This window comes from Bradyrhizobium sp. Pa8 (assembly GCF_052588265.1).
In genome coordinates this window covers 4,687,319-4,708,534 of sequence record NZ_CP176767.1, presented here as the reverse complement: position 1 = coordinate 4,708,534, position 21,216 = coordinate 4,687,319, and the positions used below count along the sequence as shown (strand labels likewise).

General features: G+C 63.8%; 19 protein-coding genes. 1 reads left to right on the top strand and 18 read right to left on the bottom strand.

Translation table 11 applies throughout. From position 1 onward, the window contains the following. Nucleotides 1-38: 38 nt before the first annotated feature. Nucleotides 39-578 carry a sterol desaturase family protein gene (locus ACKWRH_RS21680; protein ID WP_445222268.1) on the bottom strand — a complete coding sequence of 180 codons (540 nt, stop codon included), beginning with the start codon at nt 576-578 and terminating at the stop codon, nt 39-41. A gap of 163 nt (nt 579-741) precedes the next feature. Beyond that, nucleotides 742-1,629 carry a hypothetical protein gene (locus ACKWRH_RS21675; protein ID WP_445222267.1) on the bottom strand — a complete coding sequence of 296 codons (888 nt, stop codon included), beginning with the start codon at nt 1,627-1,629 and terminating at the stop codon, nt 742-744. A gap of 307 nt (nt 1,630-1,936) precedes the next feature. On the opposite strand from ACKWRH_RS21675, the gene ACKWRH_RS21670 reads away from it, so the two are divergent. Beyond that, nucleotides 1,937-3,598, top strand: coding sequence for an O-antigen ligase family protein (locus ACKWRH_RS21670; protein ID WP_445222266.1), 1,662 nt, complete (start codon nt 1,937-1,939; stop codon nt 3,596-3,598). Nucleotides 3,599-3,602: 4 nt separating this feature from the next. Here ACKWRH_RS21670 and ACKWRH_RS21665 read toward each other — a convergent pair whose 3' ends face one another. From ACKWRH_RS21665 to ACKWRH_RS21590, 16 genes are all read right to left on the bottom strand, one after another. Next, nucleotides 3,603-5,633, bottom strand: a complete 2,031-nt coding sequence (locus ACKWRH_RS21665; protein WP_445222265.1) for a hypothetical protein — start codon at nt 5,631-5,633, stop codon at nt 3,603-3,605. A 31-nt stretch (nt 5,634-5,664) separates the two neighbouring features. After that, a complete protein-coding gene (locus ACKWRH_RS21660; protein WP_445222264.1) occupies nt 5,665-6,195 on the bottom strand; it encodes a hypothetical protein in 531 nt (176 codons plus the stop codon). Continuing rightward, nucleotides 6,192-6,911, bottom strand: coding sequence for a hypothetical protein (locus ACKWRH_RS21655; RefSeq protein ID WP_445222263.1), 720 nt, complete (start codon nt 6,909-6,911; stop codon nt 6,192-6,194). The genes ACKWRH_RS21660 and ACKWRH_RS21655 overlap by 4 nt, the downstream gene beginning before the upstream one ends. 20 nt (nt 6,912-6,931) lie before the next feature. Continuing rightward, nucleotides 6,932-8,017, bottom strand: coding sequence for a hypothetical protein (locus tag ACKWRH_RS21650; RefSeq protein WP_445222262.1), 1,086 nt, complete (start codon nt 8,015-8,017; stop codon nt 6,932-6,934). Between the two features lie 123 nt (nt 8,018-8,140). Continuing rightward, nucleotides 8,141-10,240, bottom strand: coding sequence for a hypothetical protein (locus ACKWRH_RS21645; RefSeq protein WP_445222261.1), 2,100 nt, complete (start codon nt 10,238-10,240; stop codon nt 8,141-8,143). 3 nt (nt 10,241-10,243) lie between these two features. Beyond that, a complete protein-coding gene (locus ACKWRH_RS21640; RefSeq protein WP_445222260.1) occupies nt 10,244-12,157 on the bottom strand; it encodes a hypothetical protein in 1,914 nt (637 codons plus the stop codon). 3 nt (nt 12,158-12,160) lie between these two features. After that, entirely contained in the window at nt 12,161-13,090 is a 930-nt protein-coding gene (locus ACKWRH_RS21635) for a tail fiber domain-containing protein (protein ID WP_445222259.1), read from the bottom strand. Beyond that, entirely contained in the window at nt 13,090-13,332 is a 243-nt protein-coding gene (locus ACKWRH_RS21630) for a hypothetical protein (RefSeq protein WP_445222258.1), read from the bottom strand. The genes ACKWRH_RS21635 and ACKWRH_RS21630 overlap by 1 nt, the downstream gene beginning before the upstream one ends. Next, entirely contained in the window at nt 13,329-15,035 is a 1,707-nt protein-coding gene (locus ACKWRH_RS21625) for a hypothetical protein (RefSeq protein ID WP_445222257.1), read from the bottom strand. The genes ACKWRH_RS21630 and ACKWRH_RS21625 overlap by 4 nt, the downstream gene beginning before the upstream one ends. Then, nucleotides 15,035-15,436: a hypothetical protein gene (locus ACKWRH_RS21620; protein WP_445222256.1), complete on the bottom strand. Its 402-nt coding sequence runs from the start codon at nt 15,434-15,436 to the stop codon at nt 15,035-15,037. The genes ACKWRH_RS21625 and ACKWRH_RS21620 overlap by 1 nt, the downstream gene beginning before the upstream one ends. A 17-nt stretch (nt 15,437-15,453) precedes the next feature. Next, the gene (locus ACKWRH_RS21615) at nt 15,454-15,942 is read right to left on the bottom strand and encodes a hypothetical protein (RefSeq protein WP_445222255.1); all 489 of its coding nucleotides are present in this window, start codon (nt 15,940-15,942) and stop codon (nt 15,454-15,456) included. Between the two features lie 59 nt (nt 15,943-16,001). Further along, a complete protein-coding gene (locus tag ACKWRH_RS21610; RefSeq protein WP_445222254.1) occupies nt 16,002-16,637 on the bottom strand; it encodes a hypothetical protein in 636 nt (211 codons plus the stop codon). Between the two features lie 84 nt (nt 16,638-16,721). Continuing rightward, a complete protein-coding gene (locus ACKWRH_RS21605; RefSeq protein WP_445222253.1) occupies nt 16,722-17,882 on the bottom strand; it encodes a phage capsid family protein in 1,161 nt (386 codons plus the stop codon). Between the two features lie 114 nt (nt 17,883-17,996). Next, nucleotides 17,997-19,085, bottom strand: a complete 1,089-nt coding sequence (locus ACKWRH_RS21600) for a hypothetical protein (RefSeq protein WP_445222252.1) — start codon at nt 19,083-19,085, stop codon at nt 17,997-17,999. Nucleotides 19,086-19,288: 203 nt separating this feature from the next. Continuing rightward, nucleotides 19,289-19,678 (bottom strand): hypothetical protein, encoded by a 390-nt coding sequence (locus ACKWRH_RS21595; RefSeq protein ID WP_445222251.1) that lies wholly within the window; start codon nt 19,676-19,678, stop codon nt 19,289-19,291. Nucleotide 19,679: 1 nt separating this feature from the next. Further along, complete coding sequence (locus tag ACKWRH_RS21590; RefSeq protein WP_445222250.1) at nt 19,680-21,215, bottom strand: hypothetical protein; 1,536 nt, start codon at nt 21,213-21,215, stop codon at nt 19,680-19,682. Between the last annotated feature and the right edge of the window lies 1 nt (nt 21,216).

Genomic DNA, 21,216 nt, shown 5'->3' with positions numbered 1-21,216 from the left:
ATCAGGTAGATGACGCTCTGGATCATGGCGCGTCCTCGCTAGACGCGGCGATAGGTGCCGAACACGAAGTCCCAGAGCGGGACGGTGATGCCGAAGTTGCAGCGCTCATCGTGATGATGGGCGAGATGCCAAAGCGCATAGCGCCGGATCGGCGCCGGCAGACTGTTCATGTCGGCGTGATGCAGCAAATGGTGCCAGACCAGGAACCAGACGTAGCCGACGACGAAGCCGGCGAAGATCGCGCGCGGCATGACGAAGAAGGCGAGCGCGAACACGGCTGGCGTGTAGTAGATCGGGAACACGACGTATTCCCGCGGGTGAGTGTGATGGCGCTCGTGGCGGGCGTGGTAGAGCCAGGCGTGCAGCGGCAGCCGGTGCACCCAATACTCAGTGAAGGTGAAGAGGACGAAGCCGGCTGCTGCCCATGCTGGCCAGCTGGCATCACGCCAGTCGATCGCGGCGAGCGCGAGCGCCAGCAGCGGATAGGCGGCGAAGTCCAGCCAGTAGAGCCAGTTGGGCTTGGGGAACGCGCCGCCGCGAAGCGCGAGCGCCAGCGCGCCGCGAAGAGCAGGGATCATGTGCTGTGATACTTTCGAGAGTTGATGGAGTGCGGCCCGATGGAGACCTGCGTTCACGAGACGTTTCGTGCCCGGAATGTCTTTTCCGGATCTTGGAAAGCAGATTCCAAAACCGACAACGAAACAGGTACCGACACAGAACGATGCGGTTAAACCCGCTGGCCTACCAGATCGCTTCGACGGCCGCCTTGCGCTTCGCGATCGTGATCGTCGCCGCAATCATCACGGCGATCGCGACACCGATCATCGTGTAGGCGGCGACCGACGGGAGCAGCGGCGTGGAGCTCGGCACGACCGTGCCAGTCTTGGCCCCGGTCTTGGCCGTCTCGTTGGCAGCAGCGGCAGCGCCGCCCGCGCCCGCGGCCGTACGCGCCGTACGCGCGCCCTTGGTCGCATCGTCGACGATGTCCTTCGGTGGCTCGCTCGAGGGCCGGGCCTCGACGTTGTCGCTCGCGAACGTCACCGAGGGATCGAACTTCTGCATGCCGAGCAGCAGGGCAGCGATGCCGACTTGCTGGGAGATGGCAGTCGGGTCATAGACGCCGTCGCGGATGTATTTGCCGCGGCTGTAGGCCGTCGTGCCCGAGAACAGGTATGGGTTGGGCACACTCTTCGTGAAGTAGCCGAGCCCGTTGTACTTCATCGAGATCGTCAGCGCCCCGCCCATGGTCCAGTTCTTCCACAGGGCCATGTAGGGCGCGCAACTGATCAGGGCATCGTCCGCCGCCTCATACCAGTCATCGAACGGACCGCGCCCACGGGGCACGTTGACCGAGGGCCGGTCCCAGGGGTCGCCCTGCGCAATCGACCGGAGGAATTGAATGTCGGGCCCCGCCTCCATCTCCTTGGTCACCGCAATCATGAACCAGGGCACGTCATAGCCCTTGCGCTTCAGCCGGGCGGACTCCTCGGTGAACCAGGCCTTGTTTTGCGGGTGGCAGAGCCGCTTGGCCGCAGCATCGATGCGGCCCTGCCATTCGGGACGAATCACGGCCTTGGCGAACAGGGCTTCGTTCGCCGCGATCATCGCGGCGTTGGTCGGTTTTGCCATGTGTTGGAGCCTCTCGTGCGTCCTTAGATGTTGCAAAACTGCAACTTTAACCGTGGGTTGCTCGATTAAGGGTTGTGGTGGTAGATTTCTCACCCGGGCGGGAGGAAACCTTGGAACATGACGAGAAATGGATCGATTGCCCTGCATGCAAAGATCGATCGCTATTGGCGCGAATTCTCTTTTTTCAGTGCACGCTTTGCGAAGATACGAGACGCACAAGCCCCAGCCATTTCAGGGCTTGGCAGAGCCATGCCCGGAAGCAAATCAATTCCCATTCATGACGACTGACTAGGTTGGCGCGCCCGGCATGTCGGCCCTATTATCCACCGCGGACAGACTGCCTTTGGTTGAAAGCCGCAACACGGCCGCAGTCAGATGGCTAACCATCGCGCTCGTCGCGACGATATTTCTGGGCAACGTCCACTTTGTAATTTCATTTCCGGTCGCGATCATTCCGGCCATTTGCCTGCTTGCGATCGACCGCCCATCAATCCCGGTCGGCGCCTGCATGCTTGGGCTTCTGACGCTTCCGCTATTAGGACAATCACTCAGCACACCTCTGCAAGATAGAACCGACCTCGTCCTATACCTTCCGTTCTTGTACGCAGTGATCTGCGCCTCTGCCGTCCGTCCCCTGACGAGAGACCAGGACCTGTTCGCCGCATTGATGGCTGGTGGCATTGCGCTGTCGGCGATGATGCTAGTCAGCCTTGCGGACGGCATCTATAAGCAACCTCCGCTGTCGCTCTCGATGCTCAAGACCCTGATCGACACCCCGCTCGGGATCGGAAACTATCTCGCGACATTCCTTGTCTTTCTGCTGAATGTCGCATTGCATTGCAGGGCGCGACGGCTTGCCGTGCTATTCGCCGTGCTGGCGCTGGCGACATTCTCGCGAACCGGCGTGGTGATGATCGCTGCATCCCTCGCCTTTCGGATGCTGGCAACACGCCTTGACCATCGCCAGCTCGTGATTGCGCTGTGCGGCTTCTTTGCCGCGTCGCTGGTTGCATGTGTCGTCATCTACACCGCCGCCGCAGCCTGGCTGACAGACCCAACCGAACTCGGCTCGACTGGCATCCGGCTGATGATGTGGCGCGATGCGATGGATGCGATCGCCTATCACCCGATCACGGGAGCGCCGCGCTCTTGGTATGTCCGGCATCTTAACTTCGGCTACGCTTGGGATTTCTCATTCGGTGCCTGGAACCCGCACAACTTCATTCTTGCCGCCTGGATGCTGTTCGGCATCGTCGGCGCCGTAGCGTTCCCGACGTTTCTGTTTGTCGCGATCAAGCCGGTCGCCGAGAGAGCGCGCGCATCGGCAACATGGCGCGGGATCCTGATCGGCCTGGTCATCTTCGTGGCATGGGGCCTATTCGAAGACCTGCTGTTCAACGCCGCAGCCTTGATCCTGGTCGCGACCTTGTATGGCTTGGCGCGCACGCCACGCGCAGCCCCCAAAGCTACTGCTGCTTTCGTGGTAGCAGGCGCCGTAGCAACGCTTGCCACAGGGTGGATCGACGGTGCGCGAATCTTCCAAAACCCGCAAGTGAGTCCCAGCAAGGTCATCTTTCAATTTGCAGATGGATGGCGCAATTACGAAAATATCAATTGGTCCGATGGCGACTGGTCATCCATCGACGCCCAATTCCAAGACATGCCAGAGCGTGCCAGGTTTGCCGTCTTTACCATCAACACCAAAGGATTCCTGTCAGACCAATATAAGTACGAACAGCGCGTGTCCGTTTATCTTGACGATGTTCTATTGAGCAACGCCCGAATTCGCTCATCCGATGCCGCTCTATTTCGGATATTCATCCCCACAGAGCGGATCAATCATCGAAGAACGATAACGCTCAAGTTCAGGTCGTGGACTCCGACTGAAGCCGGTGACATTGGCATGGATGCCGACCTCGGCAGGCTTGCCTTTGCCATCACGGGGATTGGAAGCGAGTTTCTCCAATAGCCAGTCAGCACCCGGCGTAGGTGTTCGCCAATGCAGTGCTGAAATGTGTTCCGCCCCCGGTCCATGAATTCGGCGCGATGCAACTTAATTGCGTCGTGCTGGTGACCAGTGTTCGTGCCGTCGAGGTCGCTAGATAATTGTCACCAAAATTCCCCGCCGTCACGTTGTTGTAGCGAACCGGAGTTGCCGTGGTGCTCACGGCGGCGTTGACCACGTTCCCTGTAAATGTCGGCATGACGACAGTGCCAATACCGCCGTTAAAGTCCACCATCGCATTGCGCGCGCAGCTCGACGCGTTCACAACTTCCTCAAAATAGTTGTTCACCACTACGTGCTTGGTGCCACTGTCAAAGATGGTGCAGCCCGTCCACGTAACGTTGTTGCCAGAGAAGATGAAGCCGGCCGCACCGGAGACGAACTCGAAAAGCCCGCCGAAGGTTGAAGCTCCATACAGGAAATTGTTTTGGATTTTGAAACTATCGGAGACCAGCGAAAGGTGAACGCCTCCAAAAATCCGGTTCCCTACAATGTTGGCGGCCTGAGACGCCGAAGACGTGCCGTTGCCGACATGGAGAGTGTAGTCGTTACCGCTCTCGCCAAGGAAGAGATTGGTGATGTTGACATTGACGAAATTGGCGGATGGAACATCGACCAGGGCAAGGCCGCGCTTGCCGTATCGCTTGTACATCAGGAACGTCGGCGGCACGAATTGAGGCGTCATGCCGATGCTGAAGCCGCTCCAGCTAATGCCGGTCCAGTCAAAGCCGGCAGATCCATCGACGAGAAAATTATCGACGGTCGATGGAATGTCTGGGAACGTCATCAGGTTGGAAAAATGCCCTGAGCCCTTAACGGTAAAGGCGCGATTCTGCCGCAGAGCATAGGTGTTCGCGCCTTGCTGGCGGATGACACATCCCGTGTTCTTGCCGGGAATATAGACCATGCCACCGACCGGAACTGCGTCCAATGCCGCTTGAATTGCCGACGTGTCATCGGTGCCATAGACAAACGGCGCGGTGTTGGTTGCTGCGACAGCGCTCAACGTGGTGCTGGCGGCAACGCCGATATTCACCTGCGTCGCGCTGACAAAGCTTGCAATCGTGGTCGAGATCGCAGCTCCGGCAGCGCCAGCGCCCGGCACATAAATCCGTTTGCCGACATCCGCGCTCGTGAACGTGCTGCCCGAGGACGTCAGCAGCGTGGTGCCTGATGTAATTGACAGGTTCGTCGCGGGCTGATCGAAATTCTGGTTGGACTGGAAAATGCCGTCGCATTTCGCGCCGTACCAATAGATGCTGGTATAGCCAAGCGCGAGGTTACAGACGCTTGGCGCCAGCGTGCAGAGGGCATTCAGGCTGCGGGCCGCGAAGGTGCCGTTGGTGCTACTCGAGCTGAGAATGTCGCCCGTGGCGTTGGTGGAATTGCTCGCGCCGGTCCCGCCGAACCCGGTGGGGACCTGGGCATATTCGCCGAGGACGCCGCCATTGTCGTAAAGCAGACGCCCCGTGGTCCCGCCAGTGACCGGACTGGACCCGACATTGATGCCGCTATTGGTCGGGTAAGCCGCCTTTTTCAAAGCGCCGGAGGCCGCTTGATCGGAGATAACGACATAGTCGCCGGCCGTCGGGCTCGCCTTGGTCGCCAGCGTCGAAATGTCGACGTCGGTCGGCGCCGCGCTCGACCCGGTCGCATTCATTTTGAGGGTATACGCAGCCATCGTCGCGAGCTGCGAATTCGTGACCCTGTTGGCGCCGATCGCTGTGACGCCAGAAGCGTTGATCGTGACGTCGCCCGTGATCGTCTGGCAGATCGGATCAGCCGCGGCTTGGCCGACCGCGAGCTGCGCCGCGCCGCACAGCAGCGACGTCATCGGGCCCGTGCCGTGGCCGATGATGAAGCCATGGTTCGTCAGCGTCGCAGCGCCCGTGCCGCCCTTCTGAACGGACAGCGGCGAGGTACCCTGGTTTTCCTGCGCGGCAGACGGCGCAAACGACAGCGCGAGCGCCAGCGCGCCCGCAAGCAAGCGGAGCTTCATCGGAGAAGACCTCTTTGGATCGCGTGGGGAGCTAGTAGGCGCCGGTCCGGTCGGGGAGCGGCGTCAGCGTGATCGAGCCGCCATTGCCGTCGATCTTGTAGACGTAGTCGACGGCTGCCATCTGGGTTTGCCCGGCGCCGGGCGTGATCGAGATGTTGTTGACCTGGGCATCGCCCTTGCCGTCGACGACGGTAAGCGGATTGGTGCGGGCAGACCAGTCGACCGTGATGTTGAAGGGTGCCGCGACGACCTGCTTGACGATCAGAACGTCATCGCCGGGCAGCGCGGCATACGGCCCTGCGGCCGTGAGAATGCGAACCACCTTGTTCGTGGCGATCGCAGCCAGCTGGACCAGGTAATAGACGCCCGTCGTGGAATCATAGACCAGCGTATAGGTCGTGGCCGGGTTGGGAACGACAGCGACGCCGGGCAGCAGCCGCGCAAAGTTGAGCGATACCGTCCAGACGCCGTTGACCTTGGCGAGCTGGATGACGCCAGCGCCCTTCACCTGCGAAGGGAACGGGACCGAGGTTGCAACGCGCATGTTGGCGGGCAGCGTCATGGCAGGCCGTAGGGGTTGGAGGGTTGGGGCGTCTGGAGCGGCAGGAGCCGCGTGCCGCCGGAGAAGACCGGTAGCTTGCCGATGAAGAGCTGGCGGCTGTCGTAGCCATCATAGGCACTCATCGCGATCTCGTAGGTGCGGTGACGCAGCTTCGCCATGGTCGCGGCTGGAATGCGAATCTCGATGCGGCCGATGTCAATCAGAGAGAGCCCGCCTCCGAGCTGCGCGGAGATCAGCGGCGCTTCGCAAGCATCCGTGCCGATGAAGGATGAGGGGCCATAGCCGCCGCCATAGCCATGCTGGTGCGTGTGCCCCCTGATCTCGAATTCGAACGCGCACCCGATCTGAGCCACAAGTGCGCCGGTTGCCGGCGCATAGGACGTCACATAGCCTGTCATCGTGTTGAGGCCGGTTGCAGCGTCCGCGATCGTCACAGGTGCGCCGGCTGCGATGGCAAGGCCAGCGCCGACCGTGAGGCTCAACGCCTGCATCTCGTCCGCGATGGGGTAATCCGGGATGGTCAGCTGCGTGTTGGACGCTGTGACTACCGCGTTTGACGTCACAACCCACGCCGCCGCCGTGAAGTCGCCGGGCGCGGCCAGCACTCGCCCCGAGACGTCGATCGGCGCGCCGGTGTCATCATCGAACAGCGCGACCGTGCGGAGCAGGTCTTCACGGTTCGTCACCTGGGGGAACAGGACGGGGTTGATGTACATTGAATGACCCCGCCTCTCGACTAGAGCTTGATGTAGGTCGTGAGAACGACAGTCGGCTGCACCGTGCGATGAGGCTGGCCGAGCGTATTGCTCGACGTCACCGAAATGCTGTTGGTGCCGCTGATGCTGTTCACCGTCAGCCAAGAGCCGCCGAGGGGAACGGCAGCTACGGAGCCGTTGGAAGCGCTACCTGCATTCAGCGTAAAGAGTCCAGCGCCGTTGTTGTTGCCAGCCAATGATATGACAGTGCCGCCGGCATTGACCGCTGTGTTGACCGCGATCGATTGGGAGGCGTTCGTGGACGTGATTCCAGTCGGCAATTGTCCGACCAAAAGCGTGGTGCTTTCGCTGCTATTACCAGATGACCCGAGCGTTGTTGGCCCCGTGCCGAAATAGCTAGCAGTAAGGCGCCCAGCGGCAGAGTTGCCCATGTCGTCCAGACCAGCGAGAACGCGTCCGCGGAAATCGGGCACGGTCAACTGCTTGCTGGCATTGTAATCTGCAAGGCAGTTGCCGGAGCGGGCCGGCGTCATGACGAGATTGAGATCGGTGCCGCAGAGATAGACAAACAGTGCCTGCGTATCCGCGTTGGCGCGCTCGCTCGCTCCGCTTGCTGCATTGCCGATGGTGAGCCCGTTGGCACGCACGAAGCCGGAGAGAGGCCCAGTCCCATAACGCGCCTTGACGTCGCCGGTCTGTATGATCGCGGTCGGATCGACCGTGCCGCCGCCTCCCCCGCCACCCGATGACGGGCCCAGCACCTGCATCGTGGTGTCCACGATCGGGTTGCCGGCGAAGTTGGTCAGGCGGACATGGATCAACCCATCGGCCAGCCAGAACATCGGCAGCCGGCCCGACTGATCGCAGGAGAGCGGATTGCCGAGCGGCTGGGTCAGCGAGAAGTCGGAATAGACGTTCTGCTTCGTTGCGACCGTGCCGGCCTGGTAGAAGGTCGCCTGGCAATTGGCGGCAACCGAGCCGTCGGTATCGAGCTGGATCGACAGCGCCAGGGGGATGGTGCCGGCCGCATGGGCGGACGGGAGCGCCAGGAGGGTGATTCCAAAAAGCGCCGAAACGGCAAGTTTATTGAGATATTTCAAGAACATGGATTGATGCTCTCCACATGCGTGGTTGCCGGTCCTGCGCGACGCAGATAGGTTCGCTTGATGCGCGAAATTGTCCGCCCGCTTGCGCGGGCAGCTCTACTGTTGACCCTGATCGGGCTGTTCCTACTGACCGCGTGGCCGTTCTGGCTGCTCGTCGGCGCGGCTTGGGCCAATGCCCGGCAGCTGCGGGACGCTCATACCCGAGAGCTGGTTGCCACCTGCCCGCGCGAGAGCGTCGTCGGCGGTCCGCAAGGCCCCGAGGAGCTTCTGCTGCTTGGCGACGATCGCGAGGCCTTTCTGAAGCACCTTGGGATCATCTGAGACCAGCATCTCGGCCACCTTCTTGGCGACGCGCTGATCGATGCCGGACTGCACCTTGGCGCCGGCATAGCGTCCGCCGCTGGAGAGCATGCTGCCGAGCACGGTTGCAACGCCGACGTCCTTTGGATTCCAGTCGCCGGTTGCAATCCCGTAACCCGCCCCGCCCGTGATGCCGCCGGCAAGCCCTGCTTCCGCGAGCTGGCGCGCGGTCGTCGAGTTGCCCTGCACGGCGCCCCGCATACGGTCCATGATGCTCTCGACGCGAAGGCGAGCCTCCAGCTCCTTGGTGCGCTGGGCGCCGATCGCAACGTGCATCTCTTCGCGCGCGGCTGGCGAGCCCATGATCTGGTTGACGACGTTACGGCGATCCCCGGTCTTTTCGATCGTCTGCACCAGGCGCGAGATGTAACCATCCTGGAACAGCTGACGCTCTTCCGCTGACATTTTCGCGAGCGCTTTGCGCGCTTCCGGAATGCCGAACCGCTGGCTGGCGCCGACAAAATTCTCGCCTGCCTCGAGCGCATCGCCGGCGCCGAAGAACTTGGCCGCGCCAGCGCGCGCCGTGCCATAGCTCGGCACGACATCGTCGAGATGCTCGCGCAGGATCCTCGCCCAGTCCTTGGCCTCAGGCGTGCCGGTCTTGTCGAGTGCCCGCTTGACGTGGTCCCAGAACTGAAGGTTCGGCTCCATTTTCGAGCCGTCTTCATTGACCTTGAGCTTCAGCCGGCCGGTCTCATCGAACCGGAACGGCGTCTTCGGCGGGGTAAAGCCCAGCTTGGCGGCTTCGTTCTTGGCCGACGCCATCGCCCTGCGGATCGCTTCCTGCACCACGGGCGCCTGGCTGATCTGCTCCAGCGTTTCGGTGAACTTCAGATTGGCGCCATCCGCATAGGCCTTGGCATAGTTCGGCCGGTTGACCGTGCGGGCGATGTTGTCCAGCGCAGTCTGTTGCGCGTCAGCGTTCGGGTAATGGAACGTGCTGCGCAGCCAGGCCGCAAGACGCGGCGACTGCTCCTCGAAGCGGTCATCGATCGTCCGGTTGAGGATGGCGCGCCCTTCCGGCGACGTATTGGCCGCACTTCGCGCCAGCGCGCGCGTCGTCTCGCCGCCCATGTCCATGACGGCAACCGGCTGGCCAGCCGATCGGGCAGCGACCAGCTCTTTGCCAGAGAGCCCGGGGTCGTGGTTCTTGTAGTCGCGCGCGATCGAGGAGACCACGCGACGCGCGGCCTCCGCCTCCGGCTCGCTGTAGCCACGCACGGCGTTCTTGATCGGCTCGATGGCCTTGGCCGCATAGGGCGCCGCCGCCTCGACGCCGCGCATGAGGACCGGCGCTGCGCCGCCAGAGAGCACGCCCAGCCCGCCGCCCGTCATGGCCTTGTCGAGGCTCTCCGCGGCGCCCTCGCCCTGCCCTGCCCCTGACAAGGCGCCGAAACCTCCGCCGGCAGCAGCACCCGCTGCCATGCGCGCCGGCAACGTTGCAGCCGCGGCGCCAACCCCTGCCGGGACCGACATCGCACCGCCGACCTCGCTCGCGGTATAGGCGATGGGATGCTCCTCGGAGGCCTGCTTGTTGCGCTCGCGCTCCTTGGCGACCTCTGTGTCATAGGCCGCCTTCGCATCCTTGTTGCCCGTGAAATACTTGACGGCGCCGCCGATCAGATGGTCGATGCCCATGCGCGGATCATCGATGCCGCCGCCGCCGGCTTTCGAGAGGGCGAACAGCTCGTCCGAGAAATTGGCGGTCGCCCCCTGCATGGCGCCGCGCGCGATGCTCTCTCCCATGCCGGGCGCAGGTTTGCTCGTCTCCAGATGCGACTTCAGCGCCTCGGTCGCATCCTGCATGCTGGAGGCCTGCACCTTGAAGCGGCGGCCGTCCTGCTCGATTTGGAACGTCGGCATCGCCTACTCCGTGATTTCCTGAATGCGCGCCTTCTTGCCGTTGGGCGCGGTCACGACCGTCCAGCCGTCCTTGCTCACCGTGCCGGCATCGCCCTTCTTTTCCTCGCTCGCCCCGCCCAGCGCCTTGAGCGTGCCGGGCAAGAGCATGTCGCCGAAGTTCTTCAGTCCCGTCGACGTCTCGTACTGCTTTTGCAGGCCGTGCAGCTGGCCCAGCGCCAGCTTCTTGTACTTCTCCACCAGCTGCGCCAGCTGCTGCGGGCTCGATGCGCGATCGAGGTCCTTCTTGACCTCCTCGCGATCGGCGAGCGCGCCGGCAGACCCCACCACGGCCTTGACGATTTCATCGCCGACGAGCGCCTTGACGCCGTCGAAGTTCGTCGGCGCCGGATCGCCCGTGTTCGCCGCCCAGGTCTGCTTGAAGCGGTTGAGCATGCGGGTGTTGCCGTTCTTGAGCGCTTCAGCGGCTTCGTTCAGCGTGTCGAGGTGGTCGACCAGCACGTTGAACGAACGGATGGTGTTGCCTTGCGGCCCCGAGGTGAAGCGCTGAATGGCGACCTGCTGGCCCTTGAACTGCTGCCACTTCTTGGACCACTCGCCAGGGTCGCCGCCTGCCTCTTGCTCGAGCTGCGCCGCACGCTGGCGGATGGCGCGGGATTCCGCTTGCCCCATCAGATTGCTCTTCAGGTTCGGCGGCAGTTGCCCTGTCTGGCGGTACCGCTCCGCATCGGCATCGAGCGTGGGCGAGCCGCCGGCTGTCTCGGTTGCGCGCAGCGCCGCGGCGGCCGGGCCCTCATAGAGCACCTGACCGTTGCGCGGATCCAGCATGGTGGTGTTCGGGTTGGCCTGCACGGGCTTTAAGGATTCCTCGATGCGGCTCGCCCAATTGTTGAGCTCCTGCACCTGACCCTGCGCGCGCGGATTGGCGGCAAGGCGCGCGGCTTCGCTGCGCAGCGCCAGGATGGCGGCTTGCGGATCCGTGAAGCCTTTCGGCAGCGGGACCTGCGGCACGATCGGTTGGCCCTGTGCCGGCGCCTGCGGCTGCGCTTGCGCCTGCTGCACCGGTTGCTGTGGAGGCTGCTGCGGCGCCGGCCGCGCGGAGGGTGCGCCATTTGGCGCAGGCTGGGACGTTGCCTGTGGCGAGGGCTGCGCCGCGGGCGTTCCGGCATTGGCCGAGGGCGGCAGCGCGCCGAAGGCGTCTGCAACGCGCTGGGCGGGCGCCATATCGCGTCCCTCACCGGAAGCAACCTGCGAGGGCCGCGCGGGCACCGCAGCGCTGCTCGCCTGCGGCTGGCTATCGGCCGGGGCATACTTCTGGAGCAGGCCCTGCGCGCGGCGCAGCTGGCCCGGCGTCATGTTGGCGTTGGGATCAATCCCCATCACGCTCGCGATCTTGGCGATGGTCTGGCCGGTCGTTGCATCCTGATTGGGAAGGCGATCCGTCACCAGCGAGGCGATCGTGCCCGAGCCTGAATCGCCATGCACGCCCGCTTGCACCGGTACGCGCGGGGCCGCAGACACTCCGCCCCCGGCCGGCGCAGCGCCGCCAGCGCCAGGCGCGGCCGCCTGGCCGCCGCCGGAGAGCAGCGGCGACAGCTTCGAGGCCGACTGCGCGTACATCGCGTCCGCGCCGTTCCACAGCGCCGTCGTGTCGCCCCTCTGCGCCAGCATCGCGACGGCACGGCCGTAGTCGATCGTGCCGTCCGAATTCATCGGCAGGCCGCCGCGGAAGGTCTGCTGGATGTCCTGCCGGATCTGGCCTTGCCGGATCGCCTGATCGTTGAGCTCGCGCTGCTGCTTGTTGAAGGCGCCCTGGTAATAGGCGTTCGGCAGGTTCGCGATCTGGCTGAAGATGTCCGGCGTCGGCGGCGCGTAATCGCGCGTCGACGGGACGGCAACGGTCTGTTCGAACATGGCCATGGATCAGGCCGCCTCGAGAAAGCGCGCCAGCGACGCTGCCCGATCGGTCGCCTTGGCGTAGTTCACGGCCTTGAAGCCAGCGATCTCGGTCACGGCCTCCGGCCGGTCGCGCTCAACCTCCTGCGCCATCACGCCGATATGCGGGATCAGGCTGCCGATGTAGTTATACCGGTAGATGTTGGTGCCGTCGTAGAGCTTGCCTACCGGCTCGATGTTCTCCTTGAGGTTCTCATCGGAGAAGACCGACAGCGCACCGGCGAGGCCACTCAACCCGCCAGAGCTTCCGAGAACCTTCGAGCCAGCCGATGCGAGGCCACTCAACAAACCCCATTGGTTTTCGTTGGCCTGGTTCTCCGCCAGGATCGCGTTGGCATTGGCATTGCCGATGCCCGTGGCGCCCGTGTAGTTGAGGTTGGCGAGATTGTTGTACTGACCCGCCGTCGCATTGCCGAGCCCCGTGTAGGTGCCAGCGATGCCGCCCGCGGCGGTCTGCGAGCCGCTAAGGAACGGCATCAGGTTGTTGACTGCGTTCTGGTAGCTCGTCGACGCGAGGCCCTGGTTGTAGTTGGACAAGTCGATCAGCTGCTTGCCGGAGGCGAGCGTGCCGTTCGCCGCAGCCGCGGCGTTGATCGAATTGTTGCCCTGCTGAAGCTGGAACTTGTAGCCGGGCGTCGCCTCCAGCGACTTCATCGCCGCGTCCGCGCCCTGCTGCCCATTGAGCCCGAGCAGGTTCTTCAGCTGGTCGACGCCGGCATTGGCGTTGGAGTAGTTCGTCAGGTACGGCTGCAACGCGTTCGTGTAGTTGGTGTTGATCGCGCCGATGCCCTGGTTGATGTTCTCGGTCGCCTTCGACACGCCCGTGTTGATGCCGGCGATCTGGGCGTTGGCGGCATCCTGTGCGACACTGTTGTCGAAGATATCGAAAATGCTCATCAGACTACCCTCATCATGACCACGGAGCCGTTGCGGTAGAATTGCCCGATGTTGACGCCCGCCACGGCCGCCGCCGCATCGTTCGCCGCATTGATGAGCGTCGGCGCATTGCCGGCGCGCATCGCTGTCAGAAGCTGATCGACCATCGCCATGTAGTCGCGAAACAGCGCCGTCGGCCTGCCGTCCTTGTCGACCAGGGCAAAGCTCGGATCGAATTTCTTGTCCTTGACAGGAAGCGTCACGGCGCCACCCGCTGGGGGTTGTCGCTCATCACCCCGCCCTTCAGCCCCCGATACACAGGATCGGTGATGTCGAGGCGCCAGCGCACCCCTTGCGGGCCGGCAAGGCCGCGGTTCTTGACCGAGGCCCGCGCGAGCTCGCCGCGGCCCTGCGGCCCCAGTGCACGTAGCGAGGGATTGTCGAAGGTGAGCCCGCCATCCTTCGAGCAGGAGATCGCAACCTGCGGCGCAACCGCCTCCGGCGGCGAGGAGACATCGGTCACCGTCCCGCCTGAGACGTAAGGATTGGCAAAGACCGTGCCCTGCAGCTCGATGTGATTGGCGTCGACCTTGGTCATCGTGAAGGCGCCGTTGGCCTCCGTCGTGCCCGTGACGCCCGCAACATTGACCTGGTCGCCACTCTTGGCCTTGGCCGTCTGATCGACCGTGAGGCGCACCACGCCGCCGGTCCCGCTCGATGCACCAAGGACCGTCATCACATAGGTCCCGACCTCGATGCCGACGCCGGTCACGAAGTCGAAATCGGCGCGCGCGATGCGCATCGCATCCGGAAATTCGCGTGACGGGCCGGATTCCACGCGGAACAGATACGGCGTCCCGTTCTCCGTGTAGGACTCCTGATCCGCATAGAGCAGATTGCCGGACTGGGTGTCGCCGCAGATCCATTTGTTGAAGGCCGGATGGCCTCCGACCATGCGTGAGGGTCCGTAGACGCCGCCATTAAGCGACCAGCGCTCGTGCCAGCGCTTGGTGGCAAGGTTGATTTCCCAGCACCAGGTCGGCGACGACAGCCGCCAGAACTTCTTGCCGCCGGCAATGGTGCAGCCCGCCTTCAGGATCTGGCCGGCCTTGACCGCCTTTTCGATCAGACGGTTGAGATCGGGCGGCGAGACATCAGTCGGCGCCAGCGAGCCCGGGGATATCCACTGCACGTGAAAGTCCTGCGAGACCCAGAGCAGCTCGGCAAAGCCGAGCTCGAAGCCAGCGATGGCTGAAGACTGCACGAGACCGATATCGACAATGGTCAGGCGGCCGTAAGGAAAGGCCGGCGCTGCGATGCCCTGATCCTGCCAGACTTCGAAAGAACCGGTGGTGAAGAGCAGCAGCAGATTGGAGAACGGAATGGGCCGGAGCAGGTTCGCATCCGCGCGGCCCTGCACCGTGATGAAGGTGAGCGCATTCTGTGTCAGCGCGTTGAGGCCGGAGGCAAAGCAGCGATTATCGCCGATCGTGAAGAAGAAATAGCCGTCCTGGAATGCAACGCCATTGGGCTGTGGCAGGTTGCCGCCGCCGTTGTAGAACGCGGGCGCGCCCCCCGTTGAGAGCTGATATGCGCCGTTGTCGACATCGACCGCAACGACGTCCGGTACGGCCGCCATGTTGCGCGCGATCGAGACCATCTTCGTGCCCGGAAAGTTGCCGAGCACGTTGATCACGCCGGCCACGTCCGTCGTCAGCGCCTTGCCGTCGAAGATTTCGTAGGAGAGGTTCTTGACGAGCAGGCCGCCGCGGTAGCCGCTCTCACCGGTGATCGCGTGCTGCGATAGTCCAGGGCAGCCGCGCCAGACCTGTTGCGCCGGCCCCGTGGGGCGCGATGGCTCCCCGAGCGGCTCGGCATAGCAGTTGATCAGCCGGCCCGCGCCCTCCTGAGGCGTCGCGCCCGGGAAGGTCGAGAGCGGAAACGGTATCGGGACCGGCTTGCCCATCAGAAGCACTGCATCCGGAAGGTCTCGTAGGTCGGCCGGCCCCGGCACATGATCTTGAGCGACTTTGCGGCCGCGCCCGCGCCGACATCGACGCCGCCGAGGCCGCCGAGGCCTTTCACCACGAGATCGATCATGTCCTGCCCGGAGATGCCGAGATTGCTGGCGCTCTCGCCGGCGACGATGTCGGCGAGGTCGGAGAACCACGCCGCCGGGATGTTGTCGCGGTCGCCGACATAGACGATCTCGAGCCCGGCGAGCTTGCGGTAGATCGATTCCAGGCTGTCATTGACCAGCGCGAAATCGTCGGGGTCGACGGCTTGGCCGACCGCCAGCACGTTGGTCCGCTTGAGCACCTCGAGGACGAGATCGCTCGAGGTGCGGTATGGCGAGGTCGGGGCCATGGCCTAGCGGCCTCTCGCTACCAGGGCAGCTGGTTGTAGCCGTGATTGACCCACACGGCCGCAACCTGCGCTTCCGACATGTCGCAGGCCTTCGCCAGCTCATGCAGGCGCGGGGCGAACAATTCGCCGACACGCGCAAAGTCGTCCGGGCCGACGTCGCACTTGGCCTGCAACTCGCGGTCGCGTGCAAAGCGCGCGATCAGCTCTTCGGGCGTCTCGAAGGTCTCATCCTTCAGCCAGCCGACGAAGTAGGCGAGATACCCCTTGGCATCGGTCGGGGCCTTCTCGCGCGGGGTGCGCGGCTGCTTGCCATCGCCGACGATGAAATGGGGATTGCCCTTGGCACGCTCGATGATCTCGTGGTTGAGCTTCTCGGTCGAGGTGCCGTCGGGATCGCCCTTGATCTCCTTGGGGACATTGGCCTGGAAGACATGACCGCCCCATTTGACGTGCGAGGGATCATGCTGGCCCGGCACATAGGTGATCTTCTCGGCGATTTTCGGCATTCCACTCTCCTCGTTCGAAGGCGATGCCCGGGACAAGCCCGGGCATCTGGTTGATAAGATCAGCAGGACGTCGCGGTGGAGCCAGTCGGCACCAGCGTGCAATCGCCGTCGTTGGGCGCGATGTACTGGATAATGAAGATCGCCCGCCCCTGCGTGCCCTGGCTACCGGCGGCGCCGACCGTGTATGTCGCATAGATGTCGAAGCCGCCGTTCATGCCGGTTGCGGTCGCGCCCGACCCGGTCACGAGCTCGCCGGCGCCCGCGAACGCGGTGTCAAAGACCGCGGTGGTGGCCTGGCCCGTGAACACGTTGAACGCCGCCATCACGTTGGTCGCCTGCCCCGAAGTGCCGAGCGCGATCGTCGCCGACGTCGTCGGGTTGAACGTCGTGATGATCTGCTTGGAGATCGAGACCAGGAACGCGTTGTAGGGGAGCGAGGCAACGCGGAACGAACACGCCGTGTCCGCCGCGCGGAGCGGGCAGTCGTTGAAGTCGACCGCAAAGCGAACGTAGTGCGTCAGCTGCTCGGGGTAGTAGCGCGGCGCCAGCGAGTTGTTCGGTGTCAGCGTGAGCACGGTTGCCGCAACGGGACCGAGCGACATCCCAGCGATGCCGAGAGCCACAAGCGCCGCAAGCGCGGCAGTACGAGAGAGAGCGGCGAGCTCGCGGAGCTTCGCCAAGAGCGTCTGCTTCATGATGGCCTCCTGGGCCGAAAGATTTGCGTTGAAGAGAGGACGGCGCGTTTTGCGCGCCGTCCGTTCACTCATCAGCCGAGAGGCTTAGTTGTCGGCGACCGCGGCGAGGAATGCGGTATAGACACCCCACTCCTTGAAGTTGCCGGCCGCATTCAGCTTGGCGATCTTGCCGACGCCGTAGGCCATCTTGATGCCCGCGCCGCGGAGGAACTGATAGTCATCCTCCTTCAGGAACGTCGGCGTCGGCATCTTGCCCCAGCACCAGGCCATCGCACCCTGACCGCAGAGGAAGGCGGGCGCGATCTGGATGCCGCCGGAGCCGGCGGTCTGGTAGAAGACCGGCAGGCGCAGCGACAGCTCGGGGATTTCCCGGATGATGACGCCGTTGTAGAGCAGGTCGCCGTCGACGAAGATCGGGTTCTTCAGATAGCCCTGGTTCTCGCGAGCCCGGCTATTCTGGTTGGCCGTCTTGATGTCGTTGTCGTTCTGCGCGTCGCGGAACTGCTCCTGACCGACGAACAGCACGAACCACTCGGTCCCGTTCTCCTTCAGCTTGAAGGGACGGATGCGCGGGTTGGCCTTCTTCGCCGACCGCTTCATGCGGTTGACGAGAGCGCCAGACACCGTCATCGCGCCGGTCACGTTCGCCATGGAAGCTGCGAAGTTGCCAGCCACGAGGTTCGCGGTGTTGCCGTTGCCGACCAGGATGCGGTCGGCATTGTCCGTGATCCAGGTGTTGCGCTGTGCAGCCGTCGCAGCATCCATCAGGATGCCGTTGACGCGCTGGCCGTTCGGCGACCCCAGACCCGCGGGCGGGTTCTGCGAGGGCAGAGCGTAGAATCCGTCGACGATCTCGTCGCGCTGCTTCTCCTGACCCCAATCGGTCAACGCCGGCTTGATCTCGGCGTAGAGGTCGACGGAGGACTTCTGCTCTTCCGCGTTGTTGATCGTGACCGCATGCCGCGACCAGTCGATCCACATGCGGGTGCCCTGGTTGTCCAGAGCCTCTTCGTTGCCGCGCAGCTGTCCGACGCCGACGCCCTGTCCATTGAGGCGGGCCCGCAGCGGAATGTTGATCTGCTCGCCGCCGTTCTTGCCGCCCTTGTCCAGATCCGTGATGACGCGAATGATCGCGTTCATCGACGGGCCCATATAGGGGGAGAACAGATTCTCGCGAACGTATTCCCGGTAGATTTCCTTTCGGAAGTAGATGAGCTTGTTGTTTGCAGCAGTCGTCGTAAGCATGGCTTCCCTCAAGAGGTTGAAGCCAAGCGCGAGGCGCGAATGCGTAGCTCATGCCGCCGGCACGGCGCCGGCGGGTCGATATCGATTAAGAGCTGAAAGAGAGGTTCGCGGTCCCTAGCGCCAGGCAGCGTCAGCGACCGACTGTTCCGAATTGTCCTGCGCACTGTGGTCCATGCGCTCCACACCAAGGTTGGAGCCGCCGGCCCGCGCGATCGACTTCGGCAGTCGGGTGGTGGTACGCGGGGCGCCATTCTCTCCGGTCGAAGCCTCTGCCTTAAGATCGGCCAGAAGCTGCTTCCGAAACTCGGGGTCTTTCAGGAGGGCTTGCCGGGTGTCCTCGCGGATACGAGCCTCCGCCGCATCGGGATCGTCCCCGAAACGTGCGAGAGCCGTCGTCCGCTTGTGCCACTTCACCAGCTCCTCGCCAGGATTGGACGAGTTGTAGATCCGCTGCACGGTTGCCCGGTCGTCGGGGTTCTGCGGGTTGAGGCCGTTGATGGCATCAAACGCCTTGGCGAACGTGTCCTTGTGCGTGGCATGAGCGAGCGCAAAGCTCGTCTCCACGGCGTTCTTGCGCACGTCCTGTCGGACGGGCGCGACCGCCTGCTGCACGAGGCTCGTGATGTGTTCGACAAAACCCTTGGGGTTTTCGAAGATGTCGGGGACTTCCGGCGGCTCTTCTTGCGTCTGCTGCTGGGCCTGCGGCGGCTGCCGCTGGCCATTGAGCAGGCTCGTCAGCTGCTGGAGCTGGGCTTCGAGCGCGGCAATCTTCGGATTGTCACCCGTCGTGCCGTTGAGCTTGGCTTCGAGCTCGGCAACGCGGGCTTCCGCCTGCCGCCGTTTCTCGGCCTCCTCACGGAGCTTGCCGGAGGGCACACGGCCCGCTGGCGGCTCCTGCTCGCGCTGCTGTTGCTGCTGACCGGTCGTGCCGTCTCCGGCCTCGGCCTCGCCGTCCTCTTCCCCGTCCTCCGCCTCCTCTTCGGACTCATCGCCCTCGGTCTCCTCGGAGCCATCGGCGTCTTCGTCCTCATCGGTTGCGGCTTCGTGCTGACCTTCCAGACCATCGCCCAGGCTCTCGAGCGTGCGATCTCCGGATGCGTCGGCGCGTTCGGTATCCTCGATGTCCCACGCCTCCCCTGCGATCTCCCTTTCGGTCTCGATGATCGCATCGGAGATGGCGTCGACTTCCCTTACCTGACCCATTGAATGGCTACCTTTTCACATGCCAGCGTCTGGTGCTGGACGGACCGCAGCGCCGTTCGCGTCCGCAATCGGAAATCCGACTTCGGACGGCACGCCGGCACTGATGAATTGCGTTGCGCCGCTATGGAGGACGCCTGCCGCAGGGTTTGAAGTCCGGCTCCCTGGATGCCGCGCACCGTCTGGTGGCGCTGACCGAAACTGTATTAAGCGACCATCGACCGCCGAACTGGCGGCGACGATGGCCGCGGCGGACCGGCCGCGTGGTCTGTTGCGGGCTCAGAAGCCTCGACGTGCTCAGAGGCCTGCGCGGCGAGCTCCGCCATCTGCTCGCTGTACATCTTGACCGCCTTCTGGAGGCTATCGATCAGCGAGAGCGCGGTCTGCGGAGAGCAGCGCAAGTGAGCGACGCATACCGCTTCGCGCATCACGGCGCCGTCGGACCTTGGAACGATGCTGGCAGCCGTCAGCTCGACCTCGATGCCCATGCCGGCAACGCCATAGAGCGGTGCGTTGTCGAAATAGACGAAGGGCGCAGCGGAAGCATTCTTCAGGAGTGGCGCCGGAGTGCCGGAGGACCGGCCTTTGATGGACATGTCAGGCTACCTTGTTCTGGAACGCTGGCGAATTGTCGTTGGAGGCGGGATCGATGTCGCGCTGGAGCAGGAAGCTGTAGGGAACGATCGTGCCGCCGCCGGCGCCGAAGGACTGCCCCACACCCGTCGTGAGGTTCTTGTAGCGGATGATCGAGGTGTTGGAGGCGAGCAGCGATGTTGCCGAGACTGCGGTCCTGACCCCATGCAACCACATCTGCGCGGTGTTCTGCGCCTGGATATCGGTCGGCGTCGTGACCCCGCCATGGCCGACGTCACCCTGACTGTCGTGCGCGTAGCTGCCGAGCACCCACATCTGGCTGGCATTGATCGGGATCAGGTTGGTGCCGAAATTGCCGAAATACTCGCCGTTGACGTCGATCGAGATCACCCCGTCATGCGCCGTCAGCCCGTTGCAGGACTGGACCGTATCGCGGCCGTTGTTGCGCCCGACGCTGTTGATCGTCAGCGTATAGAGGCCGGGTGTTCCGCCCGGTGTCCAATGGCTGTTGATGCCGTCGGCCTCGGCGTTACACCCGACGCTATTAACCAGCGCAGCCAGGCCGGTGATGAAGTCGAGCTTGAAGCCGTTGACGGCGTTCGTGCTGTCGCCCGAGTAGCAGGCTTTGACGTTCACCGCGATGAAGTTCAGCGTAGCCACGGCCGTCATCGCGACCGCGCCGTTCGCGCCGCCTTGGAAGTTGAACCCCTTGAGGTAGACGTCTTTCGACGTTCCGTCCGTGACGAAGTTTGGGGTCGACTGAAGCAGCGCTCGAGTGTTGGTGCTGGTGACCGCCGCGCCGCCGGCCCACTTCACGTAGAGCGTCGAGCCGACCTGCGCCCAAGCGCTGCCGCTGGCGGCGTTCGCGGTCGCAGCGTCCGCGTACTTGGTCGCCATGATCGGATCGCCGTAGGCGTCCAGGATCGTGGGATTGATGACCTGAGAGACGGCGCTGCGCGTCGCCGTGTAAAGTGTCGTGAAGGTCGGGTCGGGCGAGCCGGACCAGGTGAGCGTGCTGCCGGTCCAGACATCGAGCGTGCCACCGACCGCGACATAGGCCGCTGGCTGGGTGTTCGCGACTACCGTGCTGACGTTGCTGAAGCCGTTTTCCCGCGGGCATCCAGCAGCGACGTAGTCGACCTGGACATTGAAGGGTACAGCGGCAGCATTGCCGAGCTGCGTCGCCTTCCAGATCGACTTGACCTTCGAGCCCGAGGTGCCGGGGTTCGCGTCGTTTCCGGTCGAGCAGTTGACGTAATAGCTCGGGCCGGCGAGCGCAGCTGAGGCGTAGCTCTCGGGCACAAAGCTCGTCGTGAAGCTGTTCGGGCCCGATTGCTGGATCGTGATCGGGTATTGGTTGAACGGCCAGGCGAAGCCGGCTGGAGGCGGGATGCTCCCTGCGCCCGAAAACGCCCCATCGAATCCCGCGCTGATGCCGCCGCCGAGCTGCGGCGTGACGGATCCGCCAAGGCCATCGCCGTGCGAGGCGACCGGCGCTAGCGCAAGTGCGAGAGCAAGGAATGAGCGGAGGAGCTTCATG

Coding starts and splice junctions, on each gene's coding strand:
- ACKWRH_RS21680 (WP_445222268.1), bottom strand. CDS start 578: ATGATCCCTGCTCTTCGCGGCGCGCTGGCGCTCGCGCTTCGCGGCGGC.
- ACKWRH_RS21675 (WP_445222267.1), bottom strand. CDS start 1,629: ATGGCAAAACCGACCAACGCCGCGATGATCGCGGCGAACGAAGCCCTG.
- ACKWRH_RS21670 (WP_445222266.1), top strand. CDS start 1,937: ATGTCGGCCCTATTATCCACCGCGGACAGACTGCCTTTGGTTGAAAGC.
- ACKWRH_RS21665 (WP_445222265.1), bottom strand. CDS start 5,633: ATGAAGCTCCGCTTGCTTGCGGGCGCGCTGGCGCTCGCGCTGTCGTTT.
- ACKWRH_RS21660 (WP_445222264.1), bottom strand. CDS start 6,195: ATGACGCTGCCCGCCAACATGCGCGTTGCAACCTCGGTCCCGTTCCCT.
- ACKWRH_RS21655 (WP_445222263.1), bottom strand. CDS start 6,911: ATGTACATCAACCCCGTCCTGTTCCCCCAGGTGACGAACCGTGAAGAC.
- ACKWRH_RS21650 (WP_445222262.1), bottom strand. CDS start 8,017: ATGTTCTTGAAATATCTCAATAAACTTGCCGTTTCGGCGCTTTTTGGA.
- ACKWRH_RS21645 (WP_445222261.1), bottom strand. CDS start 10,240: ATGCCGACGTTCCAAATCGAGCAGGACGGCCGCCGCTTCAAGGTGCAG.
- ACKWRH_RS21640 (WP_445222260.1), bottom strand. CDS start 12,157: ATGGCCATGTTCGAACAGACCGTTGCCGTCCCGTCGACGCGCGATTAC.
- ACKWRH_RS21635 (WP_445222259.1), bottom strand. CDS start 13,090: ATGAGCATTTTCGATATCTTCGACAACAGTGTCGCACAGGATGCCGCC.
- ACKWRH_RS21625 (WP_445222257.1), bottom strand. CDS start 15,035: ATGGGCAAGCCGGTCCCGATACCGTTTCCGCTCTCGACCTTCCCGGGC.
- ACKWRH_RS21620 (WP_445222256.1), bottom strand. CDS start 15,436: ATGGCCCCGACCTCGCCATACCGCACCTCGAGCGATCTCGTCCTCGAG.
- ACKWRH_RS21615 (WP_445222255.1), bottom strand. CDS start 15,942: ATGCCGAAAATCGCCGAGAAGATCACCTATGTGCCGGGCCAGCATGAT.
- ACKWRH_RS21610 (WP_445222254.1), bottom strand. CDS start 16,637: ATGAAGCAGACGCTCTTGGCGAAGCTCCGCGAGCTCGCCGCTCTCTCT.
- ACKWRH_RS21605 (WP_445222253.1), bottom strand. CDS start 17,882: ATGCTTACGACGACTGCTGCAAACAACAAGCTCATCTACTTCCGAAAG.
- ACKWRH_RS21600 (WP_445222252.1), bottom strand. CDS start 19,085: ATGGGTCAGGTAAGGGAAGTCGACGCCATCTCCGATGCGATCATCGAG.
- ACKWRH_RS21595 (WP_445222251.1), bottom strand. CDS start 19,678: ATGTCCATCAAAGGCCGGTCCTCCGGCACTCCGGCGCCACTCCTGAAG.
- ACKWRH_RS21590 (WP_445222250.1), bottom strand. CDS start 21,215: ATGAAGCTCCTCCGCTCATTCCTTGCTCTCGCACTTGCGCTAGCGCCG.